This window comes from Nostoc sp. JL33 (assembly GCF_017114985.1).
Classification (GTDB): domain Bacteria; phylum Cyanobacteriota; class Cyanobacteriia; order Cyanobacteriales; family Nostocaceae; genus Nostoc.
Window position 1 is genome coordinate 21,561 of record NZ_JABXKP010000022.1, and the last position, 24,074, is coordinate 45,634.

The 24,074-nt window shown below is 43.2% G+C and carries 19 protein-coding genes and 1 pseudogene; 16 read left to right on the forward strand and 4 right to left on the reverse strand.

Annotated elements, in window-relative coordinates; all coding sequences use genetic code 11:
* Positions 1-674: 674 nt before the first annotated feature.
* A pseudogene (locus HWQ23_RS05235) lies at positions 675-3,406 on the forward strand (plasmid replication protein, CyRepA1 family); the annotation flags it as partial.
* Between the two features lie 194 nt (positions 3,407-3,600).
* Here the strand turns inward: HWQ23_RS05235 and HWQ23_RS05240 are convergent.
* On the reverse strand, positions 3,601-4,248 hold the full coding sequence (locus HWQ23_RS05240; RefSeq protein ID WP_292824628.1) for a tyrosine-type recombinase/integrase: 648 nt from the start codon (positions 4,246-4,248) through the stop codon (positions 3,601-3,603).
* Between the two features lie 776 nt (positions 4,249-5,024).
* On the opposite strand from HWQ23_RS05240, the gene HWQ23_RS05245 reads away from it, so the two are divergent.
* Entirely contained in the window at positions 5,025-5,591 is a 567-nt protein-coding gene (locus HWQ23_RS05245) for a hypothetical protein (protein ID WP_292824570.1), read from the forward strand.
* 199 nt (positions 5,592-5,790) lie between these two features.
* Here HWQ23_RS05245 and HWQ23_RS05250 read toward each other — a convergent pair whose 3' ends face one another.
* The 3 genes from HWQ23_RS05250 to HWQ23_RS05260 form a co-directional block, all read right to left on the reverse strand.
* The gene (locus HWQ23_RS05250) at positions 5,791-6,024 is read right to left on the reverse strand and encodes a hypothetical protein (protein WP_229563038.1); all 234 of its coding nucleotides are present in this window, start codon (positions 6,022-6,024) and stop codon (positions 5,791-5,793) included.
* 174 nt (positions 6,025-6,198) lie between these two features.
* Positions 6,199-8,508: an SF1B family DNA helicase RecD2 gene (gene recD2, locus HWQ23_RS05255; RefSeq protein ID WP_292824577.1), complete on the reverse strand. Its 2,310-nt coding sequence runs from the start codon at positions 8,506-8,508 to the stop codon at positions 6,199-6,201.
* Positions 8,509-9,005: 497 nt separating this feature from the next.
* Positions 9,006-9,398, reverse strand: a complete 393-nt coding sequence (locus tag HWQ23_RS05260) for a hypothetical protein (RefSeq protein WP_292824580.1) — start codon at positions 9,396-9,398, stop codon at positions 9,006-9,008.
* 508 nt (positions 9,399-9,906) lie between these two features.
* Here HWQ23_RS05260 and HWQ23_RS05265 point away from each other — a divergent pair.
* The 14 genes from HWQ23_RS05265 (at position 9,907) to HWQ23_RS05330 (ending at position 23,940) form a co-directional block, all read left to right on the forward strand.
* Entirely contained in the window at positions 9,907-10,197 is a 291-nt protein-coding gene (locus HWQ23_RS05265; protein ID WP_292824583.1) for a hypothetical protein, read from the forward strand.
* A gap of 160 nt (positions 10,198-10,357) precedes the next feature.
* A complete protein-coding gene (locus HWQ23_RS05270) occupies positions 10,358-10,828 on the forward strand; it encodes a hypothetical protein (RefSeq protein ID WP_292824586.1) in 471 nt (156 codons plus the stop codon).
* A 2-nt stretch (positions 10,829-10,830) separates the two neighbouring features.
* Positions 10,831-11,169, forward strand: a complete 339-nt coding sequence (locus HWQ23_RS05275) for a hypothetical protein (RefSeq protein ID WP_273770085.1) — start codon at positions 10,831-10,833, stop codon at positions 11,167-11,169.
* On the forward strand, positions 11,163-13,901 hold the full coding sequence (locus HWQ23_RS05280; protein WP_292824589.1) for a VirB4 family type IV secretion/conjugal transfer ATPase: 2,739 nt from the start codon (positions 11,163-11,165) through the stop codon (positions 13,899-13,901). Before HWQ23_RS05275 ends, HWQ23_RS05280 begins: the two co-directional genes overlap by 7 nt.
* A complete protein-coding gene (locus tag HWQ23_RS05285; RefSeq protein WP_292824592.1) occupies positions 13,898-14,440 on the forward strand; it encodes a hypothetical protein in 543 nt (180 codons plus the stop codon). Before HWQ23_RS05280 ends, HWQ23_RS05285 begins: the two co-directional genes overlap by 4 nt.
* On the forward strand, positions 14,418-15,110 hold the full coding sequence (locus tag HWQ23_RS05290) for a hypothetical protein (protein ID WP_292824630.1): 693 nt from the start codon (positions 14,418-14,420) through the stop codon (positions 15,108-15,110). Before HWQ23_RS05285 ends, HWQ23_RS05290 begins: the two co-directional genes overlap by 23 nt.
* Before the next feature lie 30 nt (positions 15,111-15,140).
* On the forward strand, positions 15,141-16,199 hold the full coding sequence (locus tag HWQ23_RS05295) for a hypothetical protein (RefSeq protein ID WP_292824595.1): 1,059 nt from the start codon (positions 15,141-15,143) through the stop codon (positions 16,197-16,199).
* Entirely contained in the window at positions 16,196-16,915 is a 720-nt protein-coding gene (locus tag HWQ23_RS05300) for a hypothetical protein (protein ID WP_292824597.1), read from the forward strand. Before HWQ23_RS05295 ends, HWQ23_RS05300 begins: the two co-directional genes overlap by 4 nt.
* Positions 16,912-18,324: a hypothetical protein gene (locus HWQ23_RS05305; protein WP_292824598.1), complete on the forward strand. Its 1,413-nt coding sequence runs from the start codon at positions 16,912-16,914 to the stop codon at positions 18,322-18,324. The genes HWQ23_RS05300 and HWQ23_RS05305 overlap by 4 nt, the downstream gene beginning before the upstream one ends.
* Positions 18,325-18,385: 61 nt before the next feature.
* Positions 18,386-19,216 (forward strand): hypothetical protein, encoded by an 831-nt coding sequence (locus HWQ23_RS05310; RefSeq protein ID WP_292824600.1) that lies wholly within the window; start codon positions 18,386-18,388, stop codon positions 19,214-19,216.
* Positions 19,213-20,475, forward strand: a complete 1,263-nt coding sequence (locus tag HWQ23_RS05315; RefSeq protein ID WP_292824602.1) for a hypothetical protein — start codon at positions 19,213-19,215, stop codon at positions 20,473-20,475. The genes HWQ23_RS05310 and HWQ23_RS05315 overlap by 4 nt, the downstream gene beginning before the upstream one ends.
* Positions 20,472-22,235: a type IV secretory system conjugative DNA transfer family protein gene (locus HWQ23_RS05320; RefSeq protein ID WP_292824604.1), complete on the forward strand. Its 1,764-nt coding sequence runs from the start codon at positions 20,472-20,474 to the stop codon at positions 22,233-22,235. Before HWQ23_RS05315 ends, HWQ23_RS05320 begins: the two co-directional genes overlap by 4 nt.
* Positions 22,236-22,283: 48 nt before the next feature.
* Positions 22,284-22,700 carry a hypothetical protein gene (locus HWQ23_RS05325; protein WP_292824606.1) on the forward strand — a complete coding sequence of 139 codons (417 nt, stop codon included), beginning with the start codon at positions 22,284-22,286 and terminating at the stop codon, positions 22,698-22,700.
* Entirely contained in the window at positions 22,693-23,940 is a 1,248-nt protein-coding gene (locus HWQ23_RS05330; protein ID WP_292824608.1) for a GumC domain-containing protein, read from the forward strand. The genes HWQ23_RS05325 and HWQ23_RS05330 overlap by 8 nt, the downstream gene beginning before the upstream one ends.
* The last annotated feature ends 134 nt before the right edge of the window (positions 23,941-24,074 follow it).

The following is a 24,074-nucleotide window of genomic DNA, read 5'->3' on the forward strand; positions in this document are numbered from 1 at the left end:
CCGCTTGGATCTTCGGTCTGATTCCATTTCACGAAAAATCTGATCCAGACATAAACCCTGAAAGCTTTGCTGCATCTAAGTTTTTTAATTGCGAACTTGTACTGAGCTTGTCCTCTTGGTAGTCGTTGGCGGTAGCGTCTCCGTTCGCGTAGCGTCTCCGACAGGAGAAGGAGAAGGGCGTAGCCGTTGGCGCAGCCTCTGGTAAGAGAAGTATTGCGAATGGGTTGTTTTAATCATGGAAAATATTGGGAGAGATTGTGAATAAAAATAAAAATGCATTTAACGGTGGCAACAAAGAGTTCTTTGAGCCTAAACCAGATTCTAAGGTATCAGTTGAGCAGATATCACATCCTATTGTTTACCCAAACAACCTCTTGGCTGCCGAATACCATGAGTTGCTAACTGGCAGCGCGATTCATCCAGCGTTGATTAAGCGCAACTTCTTCCACATTGAAGGGGAAACAATCTACAACTACCTGTTTATCTCCAATAAAATCCCTCGCAAAAATGGCGGTCGAGTCACAGATACATACATCAAAAAGTATGATCATCTCTTACTGGGGGGGATATGGATTCAATCCCTTGACCCGTTGAATAATTGGGAAACGATGGAATGGGGGCGGATTAAGCCCAACTTTCCCCGCATTGATTGGCAATCACAGAAACCCGTCAAATACGAATCACCTCCCAAGACAGCTAACCGCGTCACCTACTTCGATATTCCCAACTGCATTTTGAATAAAGTTGCACGGCGCTACAACATCCCCGATATTCAAAAAGTACTTTTTGCAAAACGTGGTCAAAAGCTGCATGTTAAAAATCGAAGAAAAAACGCTCTCTATGCTGCCAACTTACGTAATTCGCTCTCATACGCGCAGTCTAGTTCTCTTTTAGGACTATGCAGACAAGGCTATCTCAATCCCCTAATGTTTTGGTTATGGGTTGGGCAGCACAAACTGAATTTCATCGACTCTGGGCAGAAAGATATACAAATCACTTTCTGGGAGTGGATAAAGCAGCATCCAGAGATTCCAATAATATTATGCGAGGGCGAAAAAAAGGCAGCTTGCTTGCTCTCTTTGGGGTTTGTAGCGATCGCACTCCCTGGAATTTGGAACGGGCGCGTCGGCAAACAAGATTTTGATGAACGGTTGCATCCTGACTTAGTACCAAGCGCTGGTGGCGTGACCAAAATCCTGATGCCAGATTTCTCAACAATGGACATCGGGTTAACTTGTTGAAAAATCTTGGCTTTCGCTTGCGGACGGCGATGTATTCAGACTTGGGTTACACAGGTTTAGCCCAGGCCCAAGCCCTTAGTATTACTATTGACAGCTTGCATAAGCTGAATACTCAGTCTCTCACCTACGGCTGCATATTTATAGATGAAGCCTGCCAATACCTCACCCACCTACTACACAGTAATACTTGCAAACAGCACCGTGCAGCAATTCTAGAAGTACTGGAATATATAGTATACAACGCGCCACTGGTCGTCATCGCTGATGCACACATGGATGACCTGACTGTGGATTTCTTCCGCTCCATGCGACCCAAAGGTGAAGTACCTTACATCATTAAAAACGAGTGGCGAAACGGGGAGCGCACAATTTATTGGTACGAGGGGGATAATGAGAGCGCTCTAGTCGCCCAAATCTCGGCAGCCCTGATGCTTGGTGAGAAAGCTATGGTTGCCAGTGACAGTAAGCGTTTTATCAAAAAACTCGACAAATCCTTTACTATCAACTACGAAGAATCTAACTCCGAAAAATCACATACACAAAAAAAATGGCGTATCTGGTCGGTTCATTCTGACAATTCTGGCAGTGATGAAAATGTTGCTTTCATCAAAGATATCACCAACGCCGTCAAAAACTTTGATGCCTTGTTCACCTCTCCCAGTCTCGGTACTGGTGTCGATATTTCGGAGTATCATTTTGATGCCGTATTTGGTGTGTTCCACGGCGTTTCCCAAACTGCTACTGAGTGCGCCCAACAACTGTACCGCTATCGCCCGAAAGTCCCGTTTCATATTTGGGTGGCCCCGCGTCCTCCCTTTGGTTACAAGGATACTAATGCTACTAAGATTAAAGAACGCTTGCTCCAAACCAATGAAATGACCGCTTTTCTGTTGCGGATTGACCGTCAAACAGGCAAACGCGGAGCCGAGAAAGATTGGGCCTTAGATGCTTATTGTCAAATTATGGCTAACCGCCACTATTCTCTAAATAATCTGCGTGATGACTTGCGATCGCTCCTTACCGAAATGGGCAATACATTTATATATGTGGGAAATGATTCAGATCCTCAAGCAAGAGAAAGTCTAAAAGCGGCAGCACAAGCTTTGGATAGCGCCCACAATTCGGCTGTTGCCAAGGCTAAGAATATTTCTTTGAGTGAGTACCGCGCCCGTCAGAGCAAAGATTACCTTGACCCTAATCAAATTTTTGAATGTGAAAAGTTCCGCATTTCTGATTCTTACGGCATCGAAGTAACCGAATCAATCGTAGAAATGGATAAAGGTGGCCGCTTAATTAGAGCGATCGCCGGACTTGAGGCCATTTTAGCCCCACCCGAAGAATCAATTGTTGACCCCAAAACTGGGCGAAGTTATCCTACCCCACCAAAAATTGTCACCCAAAAAGACCGCAGCGAACGGGACAATCTACCTTTGTGCATTGACTGGGGTAATTATTCGGCGCGGTGGCTGGCTAGATTTAACCTGGGGCTGCATCAAATTCTCTTAAGTTTAATGAGGGGTGAGGAAGTTGCCGCCTCGGATGCCACCTTACTCAAGATGACAGCGATTGCTAAAAACTGTGCTGCTCACGTTAAAGCAATTCTTGGGTTTACTATTCCCAGTGACTGTAAACCTATTTGGTTGCTGGCCACAATGCTAGAGCAGCTGGGGCTAAAGTTGACCTTCCGTAAGCAAGGTAAGCGGGGTCAACAGGTGAAACTTTTCTCTTTATCTAAAGAGGAATTAGAATTTGCTCTCCAAGTGATTGCTCATCGTGAAACGAAGCGTAATCAAAAAGAAAATCGAACCTATTATGCTCCCCAAACCCCTACTGTATATAGTGTAAACCCCAATCAGCAGCCCGTATCCATCCCCCCCCTTGATGCTATAGGGAACTCCCATTGCAAAGGGGAGGATACTACAGTTTATGTTCCACCCCAAACTGACCGGATTACTCTACTTCATTGCGTGGAAATACTACGAAGAGGTATTTCTCATGGAGTTGAGGCAATTAAAGGTATTCTCAAGCGATGGCAGAGTGATTTGCGCTGGGAGACGGTACTGGAACTTGAAGCGATCGCCGCAAATGAACTGCGACTTGTCGAGGATCAAGTCCCGGAATTTTACGCCTTGCTGAATGAAGATGTGTTGCCGATGGAGGGATAAAGTCGGCGATGTCGAAGGCGGGCAAAGCCTCGACTGAGCTACGTAAATAAAGAGCAATTTCTGCCTCATTTTTATCAGTGGCTATCGCTTGAGGTGTTGCTGATGGAATTGTAAATGGCTTTTTGGGAAAATCCTTATAGCCTTTATTTACTCTCAGTTCTGTCTAGATCAACTAACATGTATTTCCTGATCTATCACTCCAAGACGAAGTTAGTGTTATTCGCATTTGCGTTGTCAAAATTACTGCTGCTCATTGATGGTGGGGAGAGCATCGACAACGCCGCGATCGCACCCCGTACTTGGGATGGTTCCACCTCCAGGTAATGTTGCAGTTGCTCCAAACTGCGATGTCCGCTAATTTCTTGAATAACTCGCAATGGAATTCCAGCATTGCTCATCAGTGTCAGGGCAGTTCTCCGGCAACTGTGGGTGCTTGCTCCTTCGATGTCCGCACGTTCGCAAGCTTTTCGGAAGATTAGGCTTGCATATTCCGAGTGCAAGTGACCGCGCCCCCATCGGCCAGGAAACAAAAAACCGTCACGGGAGTTTGTCGGTTTGTAAGTAGCTAAGAAGTTCCTTAGTTCTGACAAAATCGGAATGCTGCGGGTAGCTAACTTTCCCTTTGTATTCCCTTTACGGATGATCAGCTCTGCTCTGATCCGTCCCTTGCTGTTATAAACATCTTTAATTTTTAGGGTAACTGCTTCATTGACGCGGCAACCCGTATACAGCATCACGCCTATTAGGGTTCTGTCTCGCTCTGTGGTTAACCCCGAAGTAAACAGACGCTGGATTTCTTCCGGCGATAAAACCTTTGCCTTCCCGTGACGGTCAATCTTCACTGCCCCGAACCCCCGATAGTTAATCATCCTATCAGCGATCAGAACAAAACAGTTTGTAAGTTAAAGAGTGCTGAGTAACCGCTTAGATTTATCTTAGGGGATTGAAGCAAGGATAAATGCATTATTTCTCGTGCAATAATCTCGAAATAACAATACCTTCCCCAATTTACGAGGGTGAGTTGATGACGCTTTCACTATTAACTCGCTGTTCTCGCTCGGTTTGGGAAAAACAATAAGTTCTAAAAATTCCTTTAAGGTTTCCCACAAGGTTTTTTTTAACGTATTGACCGTAGTATAAGGGTTTGAGATGACAAACTACCTTTTAAGCGAAACGCTTATGTATGGGTAATTTTGCCAGTTTTGCCAAAATTTTTCTAGGCTCTTATTTTGGCAAAGGTATTGAATAAATATTTATTTTTTTCAGGGCTTAAAAGCAGGGGCAACTTTTAGAGACGCTACGCGTAGCTAGCTTTTGAGTAGGGGTACAGACTGACTGTACTGAATGCAATTATTGCTTTTTTACTCAGCAATCTAACTAAGTACTCAGCACTGTTTCGGTGATCAAAAATTAGATAAGCAATCCTGCAAGTGTTTAAGCCTGAGATAATTTTTGATCGCCAATGGTAGCCGTTGGCGGTAGCATCTTTCCATAAAAGACATCGTTTGAAGAATGCGCTGACGCATTTGGCGATGATAGCATCAAGGTAATTCATCATGATGAATTACACGATTTAATAAGCGTGGACAGTCCCAGTTTACCTAGATGATACGTGAACATGAGCAATACAGGGCGCAAAAAAAAATTAGCATCTTTCAACTGTGACCAAAGGAAGTGGGAGCAGTTTATCGCCTGTTGCAACTCGAAAGGCACAACAGCAACAGCTACGCTGCTCGAATTTATCGATCTCTACTTAGGCGATTCCCAAGATAAGGTTGATGCAATAGGTGGAAATGATTTAGACGAACGCCTAGACTCAAAGATTAAGGCAAGTGTAGAGAAGTACTTAGTTGCTAGTCATAATAGTAACAGCAGTCCTACCAATGAAACGATAATAGCTATTTGCGAAAGACTTGATAAGCTTGAGTCAGAGTTATCAAGTGAATCTAATAGGAACCAAACCACAGCAATTGATAATTTCGCCAATTTAGAAGAAAAAACTGAGGGGATGTGTGCCCGAATGACACAGTTGGCTGAGGCGATCATTAAAGTTCAAGACTATCTCAACAACCAACAAAAGCGGGGACAGAAATCGTACTACAATAATTCATCATTCATTGTGCATAGTCCCCGAATGCAGCCATTAACCGAAGAAGGTAAAGCCCCAGAGACTTGGTGTAAGTGAGGAAACTGTACGCAAGGAGCGAATTAATCTTCCCCCACCGCTTTTTGTAGCATGGTGTAAGGGCAAAGATAGAGCAGGGCTAGGGTGGGAATTTAACGAAAATACAGGATTATATCAGCCAGCAAGTTAGTATTTTGATTAATTTCAACTTGTCGCGGCGGATGTGCGCTCTGCTGTTGCTGTTGCCAATTTTCATTTTTTAAAATGTGATTATTTCACAACCTTCAAGCAATTCGTCATAAACAGTTAGTTGTTGTGTTTTTAAGTGATTTGGTAGTGAATCATCATCAAAGGTCAAAGTAACAATATAAGTATTTTTAATGCTAAGAGATGATTTGCTGATATCGGTTATTGCCGCGCTCATGCCGCTTCGAGTACCGATCAGATACTTCACCGATTGCCCAATTTTTAACTCTGCTGCCGGAATAGCCATAGATATTAAATCAGTGAAAAGTCAACGGTTATCAGTCCTGGCGGCGTATAGTGGGGAACTTAAACCCAATTATCAAAACTTTTAACTGTTTACTGATAATGCGGATACTTGATAACTATTTAAGAGTAGTCTGGTTGGATGCGACCGTTGTTCCCATGTTGGGCATGGGTTTTATTAAAGGCGCAGAACTGTGTCAATTGCTGAATCAATCTCGTCAATTGCGGTAGTCTCATAGTGATAAGTATTAAAGCGAAACTTCCCGACAAGTTCGGGCTGTTTTGACGGACGATAACCATATTTAGACTCATACATTTGTAGTGCAAGACTACCAATAGTAGTCATCTCTCCTTGTGTAGCAGTCAGTTGGCGTTGTTTTAGCCTAGAAGCGACAGTAACAGTAGACGCAGATGTTGTCGCACAAGTGGTTTTTCTGGTGTTACTCAAACTCTGCCAGATTTCACTAAGTTGCTCAACAGGTGAAATGAGCAGATTGGTTAGTCCAGTAAAACGCTGGGCAGGTTTATCTGTAGCGACAGCAGTTTTCAATGCTTCATGCTGTCCAACTGCGATGAATGTACCCATTGCGCGAGTCATAGTCGTATAGAGCAACTGACGGGTTAACATCCGGTAATTAGCCCTGACCAATGGGAAAATCACATAAGGAAATTGGCTACCTTGACTTTTGTGGCAAGTTATACAAAACGAGTGCATAATTTGCTCGAAGTCTCCAGGATAATAATTAACAACTGCGCCGCCCTCCCAAGAGATCGTAACCAAAAATTTTTCCGGCTCCACAGCAATAACCTGACCGATCTCGCCATTCATCACAGGCGGGACAGTTTCATAACGGTTTTTCAGCTGGATTACGCGATCGCCGATTCGGTAGACAACCGACCCAGAGACAACTTGTGGTTGATTTTCTTGTTTGGGATTAAAGATGGGGGCAAGAAGCAGATTGAGATTGTGAACTCCACAGTCTCCTTGTTTTTGGGGCGCTAAGATTATTAGTTGTTGATTTAAATCAACACCTGACTGGGCAATAGCTTTAACCAACTCAACGATGGCTTGGGAGGTCGCTTGGGGCGAATCTTTTTGAATCATTGCACAGTCACCGACATCCATCCAATCAGAAACTTGATTAAAATTGTGCAGTGTGGGGACTATGCCAGAATTGACATCATTAGCTGCATAGATAATCGGGCTTTCGTGCCGTTGGCGATAAATCGTCTGTAAGAGAGTTGTAGGGACGAGTTCAGAAACAATTAAATCTCGCAAGACCATTCCTGCGCCAATACTGGGCAATTGATGAAAGTCCCCTACCAGTACAATTCTGGTTTTTTTGGGCAAGGCTTTGAGTAGCGAATTGAACAGAAATATATCAACCATTGAAAATTCATCAACGATTAGACAATCAAGATTTAGAGGATTATCCTCGTTATAAAGAAAAACCGCATTGTTTCCCTGCCATTGCAATAAACGGTGAATAGTAGTTGCTTCAATACCTGTAGCATCTTTCATCCGGTTAGCAGCTTTCCCTGTTGGAGCGGCAAGTGCGATTGCTTTATCAGTATGCATGAACCATTCAACCAAGGTTTTCAGTACATAAGTTTTCCCTCGACCTGGGCCACCAGTAATAATGCTAATTGGATGTTTGGCTGCCATCATCAAGGCGCTGATTTGTTCATCACTTAAACGTGAAAGTTGGCGATAGTCAGTAGTTTGGAATTGGGCTAACCAGTGTTCTAAATGTTCAGTGGGGTGAGTTGGTTGGTCAAGGAGAGCAAGAATTTTCAAAGTCACAGAAAGTTCAGCCCGATAAGCAGCTTTGAGATAAACACTATTACCAACATCACCCGAAACTAAAGTCCCCTTGGAGAGTAACTGTTGAATGATTGTATTTAAAAATTGAACATCGGGCGTATGCTGTGGTGAAGAAAGCAGGTCAGTGGCAATACTTACTAATTGCTCAAACGGTAAAAAACAATTCCCTTCACGCAAGCCGGATTTTAAAACATGGATTAAAGCTGAGATATAACGAGTATCGCTGTATAGTGGGATACCAAGAGATATTGCTAGCTCATCAGCAGTCTTAAAACCGATGCCATCAATATCATCAATTAATCTGTAAGGGTTGTTCTGAAGTACATTTGCAGTTTTGTGTCCGTAATAGTCACAAATTTTCAAAGCTAACTTCAATGAAGTTCCCACAGCCAAAAGTTGGGTAATTACTCCCAAGTTCGGATTCTTTTTACTCTCTGACCAAGCTTTGGTAATACCATCAATCCGATACTGAGTTAGTCCGGGAACAGTGTAAAGCTTTTCGGGGTTGTTATCTAATATCGATAAAGTCTCACTTCCAAAGCAATTGACCAAAGTTTGAGCAGTTTTCTTGCCAATCCCACGAAATAGTCCACTTTCTAAATACGCCTCGATTTCCGGCAACATCAGAATCGGAAATTTTTCGACTTGAAGGAGCCTGATCATGAGTCAAAGAGTAGTTGAGAGATTCTGTTATTCTACAAGGGTAGCTCTAAAGCTAACTCATCGTCTCAAATCGAAAATCCAATTGGCTTACGAACTCTAAAGAATCTCCTTGGGCGATGAAAGATGTTCATGGGCTTGAGCCTAAAATGGATGTGAAGAAATGTTTCTGTTAACGTCATCAAATTCAGCTTCAATACAAGGTTTAGTCATCTGCTAAGTTAATGGCAGTCAAGCGATGGCGTACCTGCCCGCCAAGAGTGCGATCGCCTGTTGCATTGCTCTCTACTTAACCCTCCCAAATATAACGATGATTGATTAAAAATCAAGAGATGGAAGTACGGATTAAAATCGTACTTTTATCTATTTCTTTGTCATTGCTCTTTGTGAGATAGTGGAAGCAATTCTCAGTTTGCAGTTAAGCATGGTAGTTTTGGTAAGAATAGATCGGGTATTGTGTGGGAATTTAATGAAACTTCGGGATTATGTGATCTGGGAAGTTAGTCGGGAGTATCCAAATGTTTCTTCAAAGTGTAGGGGCAATCAGGAGTTTTGATTCCACTGGCTTTCTGTAATTTATAGGATGCCCAAAGCTGCCACCGTAAAACATCAATCCCAATAGTTGAACTACCGAATTGTACTCGACAGTCTTTGTCTGGGTTTTGTATAACATTTTTGATGATGGTATTTATCGCTTCTATCTTGAGATTATTCGGTATGCCCATTAATAGTTTTGTAAGCCACTGTTTGATTTGTGGTGACTGTAGCCAGTCTTTGATTTGGTCATCAGTAGGAGTTAAGCGATTGAGTAATAGCGTGGGATTCTCGTTATCTTCATTAACTTGACTTTTGGGTTGAAAGAGTTGCTGAAAATTAGTATCTGTGTTGGACATAAAGTTGATTGCTTAAAAGAGAATATCTCTATTATAGATAAATTGGATAAATCCGATAATAGCTAATATATTTTAGAAAAATATTAAGATAAATAAATATAATAAAATTATTTATCCTCTGATACTAAATTATAAAGATTTGACTAAGTAATTATGTTATAAATATTAAATAAGTTCCTTATGCAAGTATCAAATAAATACTATGCACCCAATAGAGTTTAAGAAGAAGTGGAAATTAACTTATCAAGAGATGGCGTTCGTATTAGGATACGAAAGTGATTACACTGTTCGCTGCTGGGGAATGAAAGGAAGATTTAAGCGAAACCCTCAAAACGTTGTTCACGTAGCTTGCAGCCTTCTAGATGAAAAATGGGCGAGTCAGGGTAAGAAGCTAAATTCTTGTCTTTGAACAAAATTTTTCTCTTGTAGTTGCATTTGCGACTTGCCCGCCACGAAAAAGGCGGGTATTTTTATATGTAGTTAGAAGTGACAAGAAGTTCTCAGAATCATGGGGATAGGGGGGTTTACCTGGCAAAATGAAGAACTAACAAGACCAGAAGTTGCGGCGATGTTAAAGCCAAAGGTTTCTGCAAGACAACTACAAGCATATTTGAATATAGCTCGGAAGTACTTGCCAGAGTTCAAGAAATTCACCAACAAAAAAACAGGTGGTCTAAATGGCATGAGCAAGCTATACAAGTGTCATATTGCTCCCCTTCAAGAAATTCGCTCACTAGCTAGAGAGCATACTTTAGTTGACATAGAGAATGAGTTTCTTCAAAGAGGATCGAAAAAGTAATTTTTATCAAAACAGAATTCAGGAGTCAGTCGCCAGAATTCAGAATTGAATTCTGTGCGACACAACGACCGGCTCAGTGCATCGCTGGTGGATGTTAAGTATGGTGTAAAACCATACTTGATTGATTCTGACTTCTGAATTCTGAATTCTTGATTTTTATATGAAGAAAGGAGCAATTATCTTGGCATCTAATAATTCTGTGCGAAGAACACAATCTCAAGTTCTGGCTAAGGCGTTCGCGGCGATTGGGCGCAAGTATCAGCATCAAATTTACGCGGCAGGTACGGCGACAATCATTGTCATGCAGTCGATGCCTTCTTATGGGTGGGGCTTGTTCGATTCGGCTCAGACAGCAATGACTTGTATGTTCGGCGGCGCTGGTGGTATTGGTGGCGGTGGTGCGGCGGCGGCTACTACCGCGATTAAAGCACTTCCCGCAGTTATCAATGCAACCATCACAGTGCTTTTGTTTGTATACTTTGTGGCTTCTGGGCTTAAGGTTGCCAACGGCATTGGTGAAGGACAGGAAGTAACGCAGATGGTTCAACAGCCCGTAGGCGTGTTTTTCATAATCCTGGTGCTTTGGATTGCTCAAAGTATCTTATTTAACGGCGTTACAGCCGCTTGTTAGTGATGAGCGAGTACAATAAATCGCCCATCAAACGGGTGAATCAGTCACTTGGTCAAAATGCAACAATAGGCATTTTTACTGGCTTTCAGTTTGCAGTCGCCTTATTTATGTTTGGCGTGGGCTTCATCATAGCGATTATGTTTGGGGCAGGAATAGTTTGGGGACTGCTGGCTGGTGTTTGGTTGAGTGCAACTGTGATAGTTTTATCTGGCAAACGTCCTTACTTGTTCTGGTCAAGAGTGTTCCCAAGCGTTCCAGTTTTCACTCGTGGCTATGTCAGATATTCTTCGCCCCAAAACAAAAAAAGGGCGGGTTCAAAGGGGATGCCTAAACTATGGTAAAAAGCAGCATTCGTAATCAAAAAATAGTACCCTTTGAAGACTTTCTAGACCTAGCAACTTTAGTGAAATTCAAAAAGGGTAACTATGAAATTGGGGCTTACTTGTTGAGCAAAAAACAAGTAAGCGACACTAACAACACCCTGCAATTAGTATTCGGATATGAATGCACTGGCTTTCACCCACTGTTTAATTCATCAGAGAGACTAGAGGCGATGTCCAAGGCTTTTGAGAACGGCTGTAAAGAGTTCTCGTCGGGTGAGAAATTCACCTTTCGTTGGTCTTCGTTTTGCGACGAAGAGAAAGTGATTGAAAGCTATCGCCAGAGACTAGATAGCCCTGTATCTCAAGAGATAGAATTTTTGGATTGGGGGCAGGTTGCGCGGATGCAAGAACTGACGCGTAATTATCAGCGCAAGGATATCAAGCTCAGTATTTACACGACTTTTACTGTCCGCCCAGGAGGGACCGAAGGTGGTGACGCGGTAGATAGAGCGATAGTTAAGCTGGCGAACTTTTTACAGCGCAAATTCACCCCAACAGGAGCAACCGAACTCACAACAAAAAACTTAATTCAAGTTCTTGAAAAAGCGATAATTGTCTCTTTGCGCCATCAACAAATACTATCTGAGATGGGCTTGTTCCCCTCGCCAAAATCAGACAAGCAATTGTGGGGCGACCTAGTTGATAGAATGGGTGCGAAGCCGACAAAAGTGCCCCATGCTCTAGTTTATGATACTGGCGAATTAAAAGAGGAATTTAGCGAAGCCGCGCCCAACCCATCGCGGTATAACGACCAATTACACGCTACATCCGTACTTCTGAATAACGGCATACCCTACGCGGACAGACGCTGGGTATGTTTACCCCACCAGAGTACTGACAAAAAGAAGTATATCGGCGTAATGACGCTTGCCCAAAAACCAGAGATATTTGCTTCAACCCATCAGCAAGTACGCTTTTTATGGGACGTATTCTCACGCGAGGTTATTTATGATGTCGAGATAATTACAGAGATTAGCCCAGCCGATCAAAAAATGATTAGGCTTACCCAACAATTGATTACAAGACGGTCAATAAATGCCTCCGTTAGCGCCAGCAAAAAGACTATTGACGTAGGAGCGCAAATTAATACGGAGCGGTCAGTTGATGCTCAGAAGCAGCTTTACACGGGTGATGTCCCGGAAAATGTAGCTGTCATAATCCTTGTTTATCGCAACTCTCCAGACGAAATCGACGACGCTTGCAGGCTGATTTCAGGGTATATCAATCAGCCTGCCGAGTTGATTAGAGAAATGCAATATACATGGTCAATCTGGCTTGATACTTTGCTGTTGAGACAGCGACCGCAGCTGACTTTTCCTTTCAACAGACGCGCCACTTTCTTTGCCAGTGAAGTAATTGGTTTAACGCCAGTCGTTCAAACAGCGCACGGCGATAAACAAGGCTTTGAATTAGTTGCTGACGAGGGTCAATCTTCGGTTCACATTGACCTGTCAAAGCCGAAAAACATGATGGTAATTGGCACTACCGGGAGTGGGAAATCGATAATAATTGCCTCTATTATTTATCAATGCTTGGCGTTGGGAATGTCAGTATTAATGATTGACTTGCCAAATGATGATGGTTCAGGAACCTTTGGAGACTTCACGCCCTACTTTAATGGGTTTTACTTTGATATCTCTAAGGAATCAAACAACCTTGTACAACCGCTAGACCTATCAAAGCTTCCTGAGTCGCAGTGGGAGGAAAGAACAAAAGCCCATCGGAATGATATTAATTTAATTGTGCTTCAATTAGTTTTAGGAACGCAAAAGTTTGATGGGTTGCTATCACAAACTATCGAGTCTGTTATACCTCTAGGCACAAAAGCTTTTTATGAAGATGCCGAAATCCAAGAGCGATTTGAATTAGCGCACAAAGCAGGAATTAATACCCCAGAGTGGGCGAATACTCCCACCCTAGTAGATATGGAGAAGTTCTTTTCTCCTGAGTGTATTTACTTGGGCTATCAGGATGACAATGTAGAAAAAGCACTAAACTACATCCGCTTGCGCTTACAGTACTGGCAGGCCAGTAGCATTGGTAGCGCAATCTGTAAGCCTTCAACCTTCCAGGCAGATAGCCAGTTGATTACCTTTGCTCTGACTAATCTGCAATCAGGGAAAGATGCAGAAGTGTTCGGGATGAGTGCATATATCGCCGCGTCTCGGCAATCCCTTTCGTCGCCCAACAGCGTGTTTTTTATGGATGAGGCTAGCGTCTTGCTGGGTTTTTCCGCCTTGTCGCGGCTTGCGGGTCGGAAATGTGCTACGGCTCGTAAACAAGGCTGTCGGGTGTTTCTGGCGGCGCAGGATGTGATTTCTATTGCTAAATCGGAGGCGGGAGAACAAATATTACAAAATATGCCATTGCGATTGATTGGGCGCATTGTCCCAGGTGCGGCTAATAGTTTCTCTGAGTTACTGGGCATCCCTAGAGAAATTATTGATAAAAACGAAAGCTTTGTCCCTAATATTCAGCAGCTATATACTTTGTGGCTGTTGGATTATAACAACAAGTATGTGCGCTGCCGCTATTATCCCTCGTATCCCCTGCTGGCGTTGGTTGCTAATAGCAGAGAGGAACAAGCAACGCGAGATAAGTTCAAGAAAATTCACAGTGATAAGTTTACCTGGGTGGCAGAATTTTCTAAATATTATGTCGAGTGCATCAAACAGGGAAAACCATTATGAAGGTTCTATCGTCAGTCATTCATACGAAGCTATTGGTGGCAATACTCGCGGGTGTCGTGTCAATAGGAGGCTTTCAGGTTTGGCAATACAACCAAGCTCAATACGCAAAATTTATTAGCGATTCAAAGATAAATTGCGGTGTCGATATAGAATTAGGCGAAGATGCCGTCAAGCGCAGTCCTAGTCTAAGAGCATTGAAGTATCAGAATAAGCGCTTACGTGAACTAAGGCAGCCGGGGATTAACTCTGAATCCGCCAGCCCAGGTGCTTATGTTATGCTTCTTCGCTCCCCTGCTTCTACCCTTCCGCCTAATGCTTTGCCCTTTGACGATCCTTTCTTTACCAGTTTGTTGAATAAAGAAGAGTCGCCTAAAACATTAATAGTTCGAGCCGCTTCTTTTGATTTAGCAAAAAAACAAGCGACCGTAAAATCTGACTGTACTAAAAAACCTTTCGTAGTAGCCCTGGAGGACTTGTATCTTGAATACCAACCGATTGATCGTGATCTCAGGCGTAGTGATTTTGATATCCTTTTCTAGCCTTCCAGCCAACGCTCAAACCAATCAAAACCAATCTTTCTTAACTCAATTTCAACAAATCTATAGCAGCTTGCAGACTTACATTAGTAATTATCAGAAAGAATTTACTAAAAGTTTGGGCAAGTTGTCAGCTGAATTAACCCAGGCAATTGAATCTAGCGTTGGCGATTTGGGTATTCCTGATCCCCTAAAAGCTGGCAAGAATATCGAGAAAGTGATTCAGAAACAAGAAGGCGCGTTGCTGATATTAGACCCTCGCATTCAAGCCGACAATGCTATCAAGGATTGGAACCAGCAATATACACGCGGTCAGTCAGAATCAGTACTAGGAGTTGAGGGTCAACGAGTGCAATCGCAAGAGGCAGCAATAACTAATGATGCCACTGCTCAATCAAGCGAAAATGCTGCCGCCGCCCAACAGGATGTTATTACCCAAGACATTCTTAAAAAGGTCGCTATTCAAAACTTGCAAAATGTTGTGATTGCCAAGTCTATCCACTCAGAAGCACAAAAGCAATCCCGTTCCTTGGCTGTTGCAAATATTAACCTTGCCGATATTTCAGATAGGCTTGATGAGCAAGCTGCGGCGAAGGATCAGGAATCTAACGCCGCTACTCGCCAGATAATCCAATCTGCTGCCGCTAACGATTCATTCTGGAAGAATCAATAATCGAGTCACAATAACGTTACGATAACTCAAATGATAACGTTCTTAGTTATTCTTTTTGCCCAAACGACAGGGCAAAAAGCTGGAGAAGATACGGGTACTACGAATTCAGGCGAAATAGTCGAAGGCGCTATCTCAGGCGCAGACCTAATCTATAAATCGTTTGAGAATGATTGGCTAGAATTAGCATCTGGAACAAGCCCAATTTATACGGCTGTCGTCGCTGTTTCTACCCTCGCGGCTGTTGTGATGATTGGCTTTGCATCATTTGGCTGGTACAGGAAGTATGCAGAAGAAGGGTTTGGTTTTGATTTTATCTCTGAGATGGTTTTACCCTTGCTAGTAATTGCAATGCTTAGTAATAATGGGTTCTTTCTCGCTAATACAACAGTCGCATTAAAAAACGTATCGACCGGACTAAACAGGAGTATTTTAAATATTACGAGAAATGGAGTCAATTTGAGAGATGCGATACGGAATGTTAATGCTGATCAAAGCTTTGTTTTAGCCGCACAATTAGCTATAGCTAATTGCGAGAAGAAAAGAGAAAAAAAGCAGGAAGGTGAAGAATTGAGCGAGAAACAAGCTTGCATCAAAGATGCTGTGGAAAATGCACGAAAAGACGCGCAGAAAGCTAGAGAAAAGACTGGCGCGGGTTCTGGAGTCGGAAGTTGGAACCCCTTAGACCTTAGTGGCGAACTAATCAATAGCGCAATCCAAGGTTTGGTTTATGTCATCCTGAGCGGGGTATCGGCAGCTTTTCAATACATCGTCCAACTGTCATTCTTAATGATTGCATTCGCCGCCCCAATCTTCCTAGTTCTATCTTTGCTGCCTTTCCAAAGCAAGCCTATTTATGCTTGGCTTGCGGGCTGGCTAGGACTAACATTGGTTCTCATTTCTTACTCCATAACAGTAGGCATTATTGCCAGCGCAATAGTCTCCAAGCCTTCCAGCAATCCTTTGCTATTGCAACTTTTGCAAGCCATCTTTTCGCCATTACTCGCGGTAGCCATAGGCACTGGTGGCGGAATGGCTGTATTCTCAGCTTTCACTAGTGGGGTTAAATTCTCTGTGGGGTTACGAAGATGAAATTATTAGAGAGAAAAGAGTTAAATTTTACCCCAATTTTCTTAATAGTCAATGCTATTTTATTAACGCTTTTATTATTCATAGAAATTGTCAATTTTGCTCGGATAGTCACAATTTCTAAAACTAAAGCTTCCACCCTTGTGGAGCTACATGATGGCGAATCTATTAGAGTTCTCCCTATAGGTAGCGGCGAACGCTCCCCGCAAGCGATTACACGTTTTGTCGGGCAAACAATGACGGGTCTTTTGAGTTGGAATGCTCTACCAAAAGCGACTGATGATTACAAGAAAGACCCCACCAAACAATTGAAATTAGATCCTGGGATATCGACATCAAAAGCCAAGATTACTACTAGCGCATGGGCTTCAGGCTTTGCATTGTCAGAAGATTTTCGCGCCCCATTCCTTGAGGAGATAAGTAATCTCACACCGCCCGATGTCTTTAATGGGTCTACGCAATCAATCCTAAAAGTCAGCCTAATCAGTCAGCCTACTCGCATTAAGGATGGGCAATGGAAAGTAGATATGGTTGCAGAGATTGTTGTTTTTCAAGGCAGTAATTTAGTTGGTAAGCCCATCGCTTTTAACAAAACTGTATTTGTCAGGGCGATTGATACGGCTGCCATTCCTAGATTTGCATCCGATGTTCAAGAAACCGCTTCTCGCGTTCGGAAAGCTGGGTTGGAAATTTATAAAATCCAAGATTTAGACCTATGATCCAGAACAGCCAGGAACCCTTACCGTCGGCAACTATTGAGATAGAGTCGCAAGATTTTGCCGCCATGAACGGGGCTAAAACCTCTTCGATTAATGATTCAATTCAACCAGAACAGAACCCCGCACCAGAGGAAATCGTTACCACTCGAACAGTCTCGCAATCTCCACTCTTGAAGATTGGTGTCATTGCCCTGATCATACTTCTCTTTGTAGTGATAATTGGGGCAATGCTAGGCAACTCGATGAATGCCCTAAAGTTTTCTAGTAGCAAAGTGCAACCGCCCCCAGAAGAGCAAACGCCCCTAGCAGAGCCAGAAAATGAGACGGGCAAGGATAAAACAGCACTTGCCCTGACTAGCCAAAACTACGAATTTAAAAAGATTCGTGATCAGAAGCCAAGCCCAACGCCTACCTCTAGCCCAACCCCAGTAGCTGTAGCGCCTGTTACCCCCACCCTAAGACCAGTGCAGCGCGGACAACAGCCTTATTCCGTTACTAGCCATCCAGCGCCTAGAACCTTTCCCACAGCTAGAGTATTGCAACCTCAACCCCAGCCCCAAATTGCCCAGCCAGTCAGACAATCTCCTCAATCGATCCCTCTCCCCCAAGCGAACGTCGCAAAAATAGACCCCACTCAGCAATGGCTTATTGCTGCCAATGCTGGCAGTTTCAGCAGTTCAGCCGAGGAGCCAGAAAGTGAGGAATCTACTAAGACGAATGGAATAGAAGGAGGCACAGGAGGAGCTACGCAAATCGCCCAGAACACAACCATTAATTACAATACAAAGCGCGTATTCGTCGGCAGCACCGCAGAGGGCAGATTAGAAACGCCGATCGCCTGGGGTGCTGGTGATGCTGGCAACCAGAACTACTTAGTGAAAATATCGAAACCCTTAAAGGCTTCTGATGGTGGCGACGTACTAAGAGTAGGCGCTTATCTGGTTGTTCAACTAGCAGAGTCCAATGGTTCGGGTTTCGCCAAACTACGCGGCGTTTCAGTCCTAATTAACTCTAATGGCGATACCCAAGAAAAACCGCTACCACCAAACGCTGTTTTGATAATGGACAAGGATGGTGGCTTCTTAAAAGCAGAGTCTCGCAAAGGTAGCAACCTGGGTAACAATTTCATTGGAGCGATCGTCGCAGGAGTTGCCAAGGCTGCGGAGGTACAGAATCGCCCTGTAACTCAAATCAGCAGCAACTCTAATGGCTTCTCTACTAGCTCCACTACCAACGAACGAAAAGATTTATCCGCCGCTTTTGGAGAGGGTGCATTTAATAGTGTTCTTGACAATATCAAAAGCTCAAATGTCGCCCGTTCTCAACAGTTGAGCGGTAGAGAAGAAGTATTTGTGATCGACGCTGGCAAGTCAGTTCAAATATTCATTAATCAAACAATATCGCTTTAGGCTCTAGTCACAATAACGTTACGGTAACTGAGGCTAAACAAGGATTTCAGGAGGGGAATAGATGTTAAAGAAAACCACTATTATTGCAGCATTTTTAATCTTAACTAGCGCGGCAAAAGCAACGGCGATACCTGCTCGAACGGTTTACGAGAATGATGCAAACTCTAGCGCTATCGAATTAAAAGTATGGAAAGGCTATGGACTAACTATTAATTTAATGTCTACTGGGGAAACTATCAAGCAAGTTTGGATTGGCGATCCAAGTCGCTTCGCTTTTACCTCAAACGGTGGTTTATGCCCGTCATCAGGCGGCGATTCTGAATGCGTGGGAGGTAAAGCGACCGTAATCTTTCTTCGCCAGATTGACCCAATCGATTTTCCTGTGTCCACAAGCGGCGATGGTAGCACTCAAATTACACTACTTACCAGCCAAAAGCAATATCAGTTTAAGATAGTTCCCGCCACAGGCAACCCAGCCTATACAAGCTTGGTAGTTAAATCTGATTCGGATCGCCCATTGCCCATTACCCGTCCGCGAACGCCACTTCCCGTAACAGTTGAAAAACCGCAATCAGCGCCGCCAGTAGTCCACCAGCCCTCGCCGCCACCACAAACAATAACAGTCCAAAAGCCTCAGCCTGTTGCCGTTTTCCGCCCCAATCCTGGGACTACGCTAGACGGCGCGATTCAAAGGAACGATGCTAATGCCCTCGCTTTTGGGCTGGCAGAAGCTGGGCGGAAAGGTCAAGTTAAACCCGGATCTACCACCTGGAACAAGGTACAAGATGCAATTAAATTGTTACGGCGTGGCAAGACTAGAGATGAGGCGATTTCACTTTCTCAGGTTGATAAAACCACTTTTAACCAATTACTTGAATGGGGGCAATTATGAGCGATTTCTTGAGGTATATTCGTGAAGACTTACACGATTTTTTGTATTCTAAACTCTTTCTACTGACTGCTTTCGCCTCCCTGGTTCCACTTTCCGCCTCAATCGCAGAGACACCTAGTGAGGCTAGCAGCGCAACCCCGACAATCGATTATTCCCAAGGCTTGCACAAGACGGCTGCTCCCAATTGGTCAAAAATTACGTGGGACACTTTGCCAGCCATCCAGCAACCAGGATTTTTAAAGATACCTAAAAACCTGATTTCGACTTTTGGCTACGACCCCTCGCGCTCGTGGACAGCAGGGCAAAAAGTAGACTCTGTTGTGATGTTGGGCGATGCAGATGATGCCTTTAAGATGTCTGCCTTGAGCTTAAAGTCCATTAGCACGGTGGCTTTGCCCACTACAGCCACAACCACCAAACCCACCCTCAAAGACTTTGGATTAATGCAATGGCAAACGCCAAAAACATTGGTCAAGGCGATGCCTGAATTAAGCAATCTGAGCCTATCAGAAGTTCCCCCATTAGCGGCTCTATTTTCTAAGAATGGTGCTGGACTGGGTAGCAGCACTATTTCTCAAGCCATAGCCTCAAATCCTCAAGCCGCAAACCTGACACTAGATAAGATTGACCTAAGCAAATATTCGCTTGATTCAATTCCTGGATTGAGCAAAACTCAGTTAGGGAAATTTAAATCATGGCAGCAAGCTTATGTCAATCAAATTCCTAAATTAAGTCAAGTTCCCTTTGATAAAATGCCTCAGCCTATTAGCTCTCTTCTTGGTGTTGTGGGTATCGCATCCGTTGTACTTGGTACGGCAGAGAAGGGCGACCCAAAGACAGGCAACGACTACTTTGTATCTGGCAGCGTTGTCAGAGGCGATCGCACTGTGACAGTAGCCTGTCCTCCTGGCAAGGAATGCTCATACTTAGAAATGGGGGATTTTGCTGGCAGTCAAGGCGGCTTGTATGGCAAACGCTGGGCTTCTGGCTCATCCCAACAAGTTAAGGGCGGTTATGGAATTCTTGCCGCCGTTAACGGAGGAAGGGAACCCACGGGGCGGCTAGTTTATGGTAATGGGTTCAAAGTGGCGCTAATTGGAGTCAGTGAATCCAAGGGGACTGCCGACTTTGGCTTATTCTTTAGAATTTGTGCGCGACCGCCATTTATGCAGAAAACTTGCACCCCTTATTTCATTGGCCCAGTACCCTGGTTGCCCGTGAGCGAGAATGAATTAGTCATTGTGGGGACTGGGCGATGACAGAAACCGCAAACACTATTGTTAGCCCAAATCAATTTATTCCCCCAGGACTTGAATCAGCGCTATTTTCCCCCGCAGGGATAGGGATACTCGCTTGCGGTGCGGTGATTGTAATCGCCAAAATCATCGATAGCAAAGGAGGGAAAGCCAAGTTAGCGACCGCGAGATGGGGCGGCGCGGTGGAGAAAAAAGCTGCTCGTCAACTGGCAATTAAGCAAATTAAAAGCCGCAAGCATAACCGAGTATCTTTATATGTTGGCACTCCCAAGAATATAAAGAGCGAGATTATCAATGGAATTAGGAAAACGAGTATCCCTGAAGATTCAAAAACCCTTTATTTTCCAGAGGCACAACGAGGCATCCTAGTTTGTGGTGGTCCGGGGAGCGGAAAGTCATTTTCGATGATTAATCCTTTGATTCGTTCAACTATAGATCAAGGATTTCCATTAGTATTGTACGATTTTAAATATGCACAGCAAGAATCTGCTACAGCTGCATCTAAAGGGCAAGCCCCGATTCTGGCTGGATATGCTCTCGAACGTGGCTATCAAGTTACTATTTTGGCTCCAGGCTTTGCAGAATCCTCAGTTGCAAACCCAATAGACTTTCTTCGTGACAATGAAGACTCGGAGATGGCGCGGCAGTTAGCAATTACACTCAATCGCAACTTTCAACTCGGACAAAAGGATTCTGGCAACAGCTTTTTTACTAATGCTGGAGATCAGCTAGTGCAAGCTGTTTTCATGCTGGCGAAAGGAACTCCTTACCCAGATATTATGATGTGCCAAGCAATCCTGGGGTTGCCAAAGTTAGTTAAGCGTATGGAGCAAGCCGCCGAACTAAACTTCATGGTTAGAGAGGCTTTCGCACAGTTTGTATCTGTTGCAGGGTCGCCAGAAACAGCAGCTAGTATTGTGGGTACAGCTAGCGGATTGTTCAGCCGTTTTATGATTCCCTCTGCCTTAGCAGCGTTCTGTGGAAAAACTAATATTCCACTGGACTTGAAGGGACGACAAATGGTGGTATTCGGGATGAACAAAGAGAAGCGTGATGTAATCGCACCCTTGCTAGTCTCAATTCTTCACCTTCTGATTAGCCGCAACGTCGCCACCAAGCGCACCTCGCCTCTAGTATTAGCTGTTGATGAGTTACCCACCCTCTATTTACCCGCGCTCGTTGATTGGCTCAACCAGAACCGCGAGGACGGCTTAATCTCTCTGCTGGGCTTGCAAAACTTATCAATGCTGATTGAAGCTTATGGAGAAAACACAACTAATGCAATATTTGGTGGTTGTGCTACCAAAGCATTCTTTAACCCCCAAGATGATGTCGCCGCCGAACGATTTAGTAAATTTTTAGGTGAAGAGGAAATTAAATACAAGCAACGTTCTCGCTCATCAGGAGGCAAGGGTGGTGCAAGTATTTCCAACTCTGACCAAAACAGTACTCGGAAGTTATTTGACATTAACCAATTTAATACATTGCCATCAGGAAAAGCTGTAATTATTAGTCCAGGGTTTCGTTCTCGTGGACAGATAAGTTTGCCAATCTTGCAATCAATTAAGATTCCTCAGCATGAAATCCAATCTGAAGCTGACAGTGTGAAAGCTTGGTACGAGTTTCAAAAGTTCTTATCTAAAAAGTCTACTCTCTTAACTCCAGCAGATGAAGAAATGAAAATTCGCCGAGCCTCCGCGATAAAATTGTTACCTTTAATAGAAAACCAAGAGCAGTTATCATCATATGCAAGTCTGATTTAAAGTGAAATTTCCTGCCCTTAATCATCACAAATATTCAGGATAAATCCCATGTCGTCACGCGATTTTTACTCACTTAATGATTATGACAGACGAGAAATTGCAAAACTTCCACCTCAGATAGCAGCTTTAGCAGATAAATATCCATGTGAGATTGTAAATGTTGTCGATGCTTGGGACGATGAGCCTTTTGGGATTAATTATGTTCCTCAATATGTTGAAATTTATAGCGATGCTGGTGAAAAGGCTAGCTTGTGTATTTTAGACGGGGTTCTCACTGACTATACACCTGCTAATCCAGAAATTAATACCTCAACTGTCCAAGTAATCATTGATGGCAAGTTTGCTTATATCGAAATTGAAGGAAGGGTAATAATCAATCATCTGGGCGGAATAATTCTTCCCAAAGTAACTGTCAATCCTTCGGAGTTAATTCAAGTTTTACTAAAGGAATCAAATCATGATTGATGATGGAGATGCCAAAGAAATTAAACGTGACTACTTGGATATTCTAGAAGCCCTACTTAAAAATATTCAGCAAAAAGCAAAATCAAAAGAAATACCGACTAGCAACGATATAAGTATTTATGCTGGTGGTCAGCAGGTATATAAAGGACTTGTCGGACAATCACCATCTAAAAATTTATTGACTTCCGAACAATTAGAAAATATTAACAAAGCGATAACTGACCCCAAAAATTCTCAAGGTACTATCTTGATCAAGATTGGTAAATCGGAAGTTTTTCGCGTTCAAAATGGACGGATAACCAATGATTTATTAGGTTTAGCTCCCCCATCACAGCCAAATAAAGTTGTAACGAAGGAGCGAATTTATAGTGTAGAAGCTTTGCAAAAACAAGTGAAAGTTTTACAAAGTAAACTTCAAGCACAGCAAAAACTTGTTGAAAGTATCAAAGAGACGCAACAAACGCCTGAATCGCTGTCAAAGTTAATTGACCAAGTTGCCGAAATGGGTAAATCTTTGGAGAAACAACAGCAGTTGATTGAAAATACTCAAAAAGCATTGTCCCAGGTGAATGAACGTTCTTTACCACAAATTCAAAATACGGTTCTTCAAAACTGGGTGGGTACGGTTGAGAACCAGGTAAAACAAACTGCCAAGAATGTTTTTGAGTGGGTTAAAGATGCGCTAACACCTGAAGTTACCAAGCTCAGAAACGAAATTGCTTTACTCAAATCTCAAATTAATGAACAAATTACTAGCTTCAAGGATGAAGTTAAATATCAGACTGACAGTGTAAGAAATGAACTCAATCAACAAGTTGGTAACTTAACTCAAGAGTTACGTACACAAGCAGATAGTGTTAAAAACACTGTTGAGCAAAGCCTTATGGGTGTTAAGTCAGCTATTGACAATACTCGAACTGAACTACGAGCTGCTGTTGATGATGTTAAAGGTCAAGCTATCGAGCAAAGTGTTAAAGCACTGCTGAATATCTTGGGCAAAGATAACCCTGATGGTTCCAAGAGTTTTAAAAGTACAAATTTTGATTTTGAACGCCTTGGCGATAATGTAATTGTTCGTGCCAAAAACGGCGAGACTGTTCTCACTGATGGAGTTTTATCGCCTAACGTTTCAGAGAAACAGTTACAGGCACTTGATAAGGTTCAATCTGTTGTTGATATGCATCATCAAATTGAAAATAATGCTCAACAAAACTCAGAATTTAGAGCTATAAAGAGATAGAAAATTGCGTCTTTATATGTCTTTATATGGCGCATTGATAAAAGTGGAATGGGTAAGGGATGATGAGGGGAAATAGGATTGTGGGGAAAGGGGAAAGGTTTTGAATACATCCTTTCCCCTTTCTATCAGAAGTG

Excerpts from the sequence above, each read along its gene's own strand:
- HWQ23_RS05245 (WP_292824570.1), top strand. The coding sequence starts at position 5,025 with ATGAGCAATACAGGGCGCAAAAAAAAATTAGCATCTTTCAACTGTGAC.
- HWQ23_RS05250 (WP_229563038.1), bottom strand. The coding sequence starts at position 6,024 with ATGGCTATTCCGGCAGCAGAGTTAAAAATTGGGCAATCGGTGAAGTAT.
- recD2 (WP_292824577.1), bottom strand. The coding sequence starts at position 8,508 with ATGATCAGGCTCCTTCAAGTCGAAAAATTTCCGATTCTGATGTTGCCG.
- HWQ23_RS05260 (WP_292824580.1), bottom strand. The coding sequence starts at position 9,398 with ATGTCCAACACAGATACTAATTTTCAGCAACTCTTTCAACCCAAAAGT.
- HWQ23_RS05265 (WP_292824583.1), top strand. The coding sequence starts at position 9,907 with ATGGGGATAGGGGGGTTTACCTGGCAAAATGAAGAACTAACAAGACCA.
- HWQ23_RS05270 (WP_292824586.1), top strand. The coding sequence starts at position 10,358 with ATGAAGAAAGGAGCAATTATCTTGGCATCTAATAATTCTGTGCGAAGA.
- HWQ23_RS05275 (WP_273770085.1), top strand. The coding sequence starts at position 10,831 with ATGAGCGAGTACAATAAATCGCCCATCAAACGGGTGAATCAGTCACTT.
- HWQ23_RS05280 (WP_292824589.1), top strand. The coding sequence starts at position 11,163 with ATGGTAAAAAGCAGCATTCGTAATCAAAAAATAGTACCCTTTGAAGAC.
- HWQ23_RS05285 (WP_292824592.1), top strand. The coding sequence starts at position 13,898 with ATGAAGGTTCTATCGTCAGTCATTCATACGAAGCTATTGGTGGCAATA.
- HWQ23_RS05295 (WP_292824595.1), top strand. The coding sequence starts at position 15,141 with ATGATAACGTTCTTAGTTATTCTTTTTGCCCAAACGACAGGGCAAAAA.
- HWQ23_RS05300 (WP_292824597.1), top strand. The coding sequence starts at position 16,196 with ATGAAATTATTAGAGAGAAAAGAGTTAAATTTTACCCCAATTTTCTTA.
- HWQ23_RS05305 (WP_292824598.1), top strand. The coding sequence starts at position 16,912 with ATGATCCAGAACAGCCAGGAACCCTTACCGTCGGCAACTATTGAGATA.
- HWQ23_RS05310 (WP_292824600.1), top strand. The coding sequence starts at position 18,386 with ATGTTAAAGAAAACCACTATTATTGCAGCATTTTTAATCTTAACTAGC.
- HWQ23_RS05315 (WP_292824602.1), top strand. The coding sequence starts at position 19,213 with ATGAGCGATTTCTTGAGGTATATTCGTGAAGACTTACACGATTTTTTG.
- HWQ23_RS05320 (WP_292824604.1), top strand. The coding sequence starts at position 20,472 with ATGACAGAAACCGCAAACACTATTGTTAGCCCAAATCAATTTATTCCC.
- HWQ23_RS05325 (WP_292824606.1), top strand. The coding sequence starts at position 22,284 with ATGTCGTCACGCGATTTTTACTCACTTAATGATTATGACAGACGAGAA.
- HWQ23_RS05330 (WP_292824608.1), top strand. The coding sequence starts at position 22,693 with ATGATTGATGATGGAGATGCCAAAGAAATTAAACGTGACTACTTGGAT.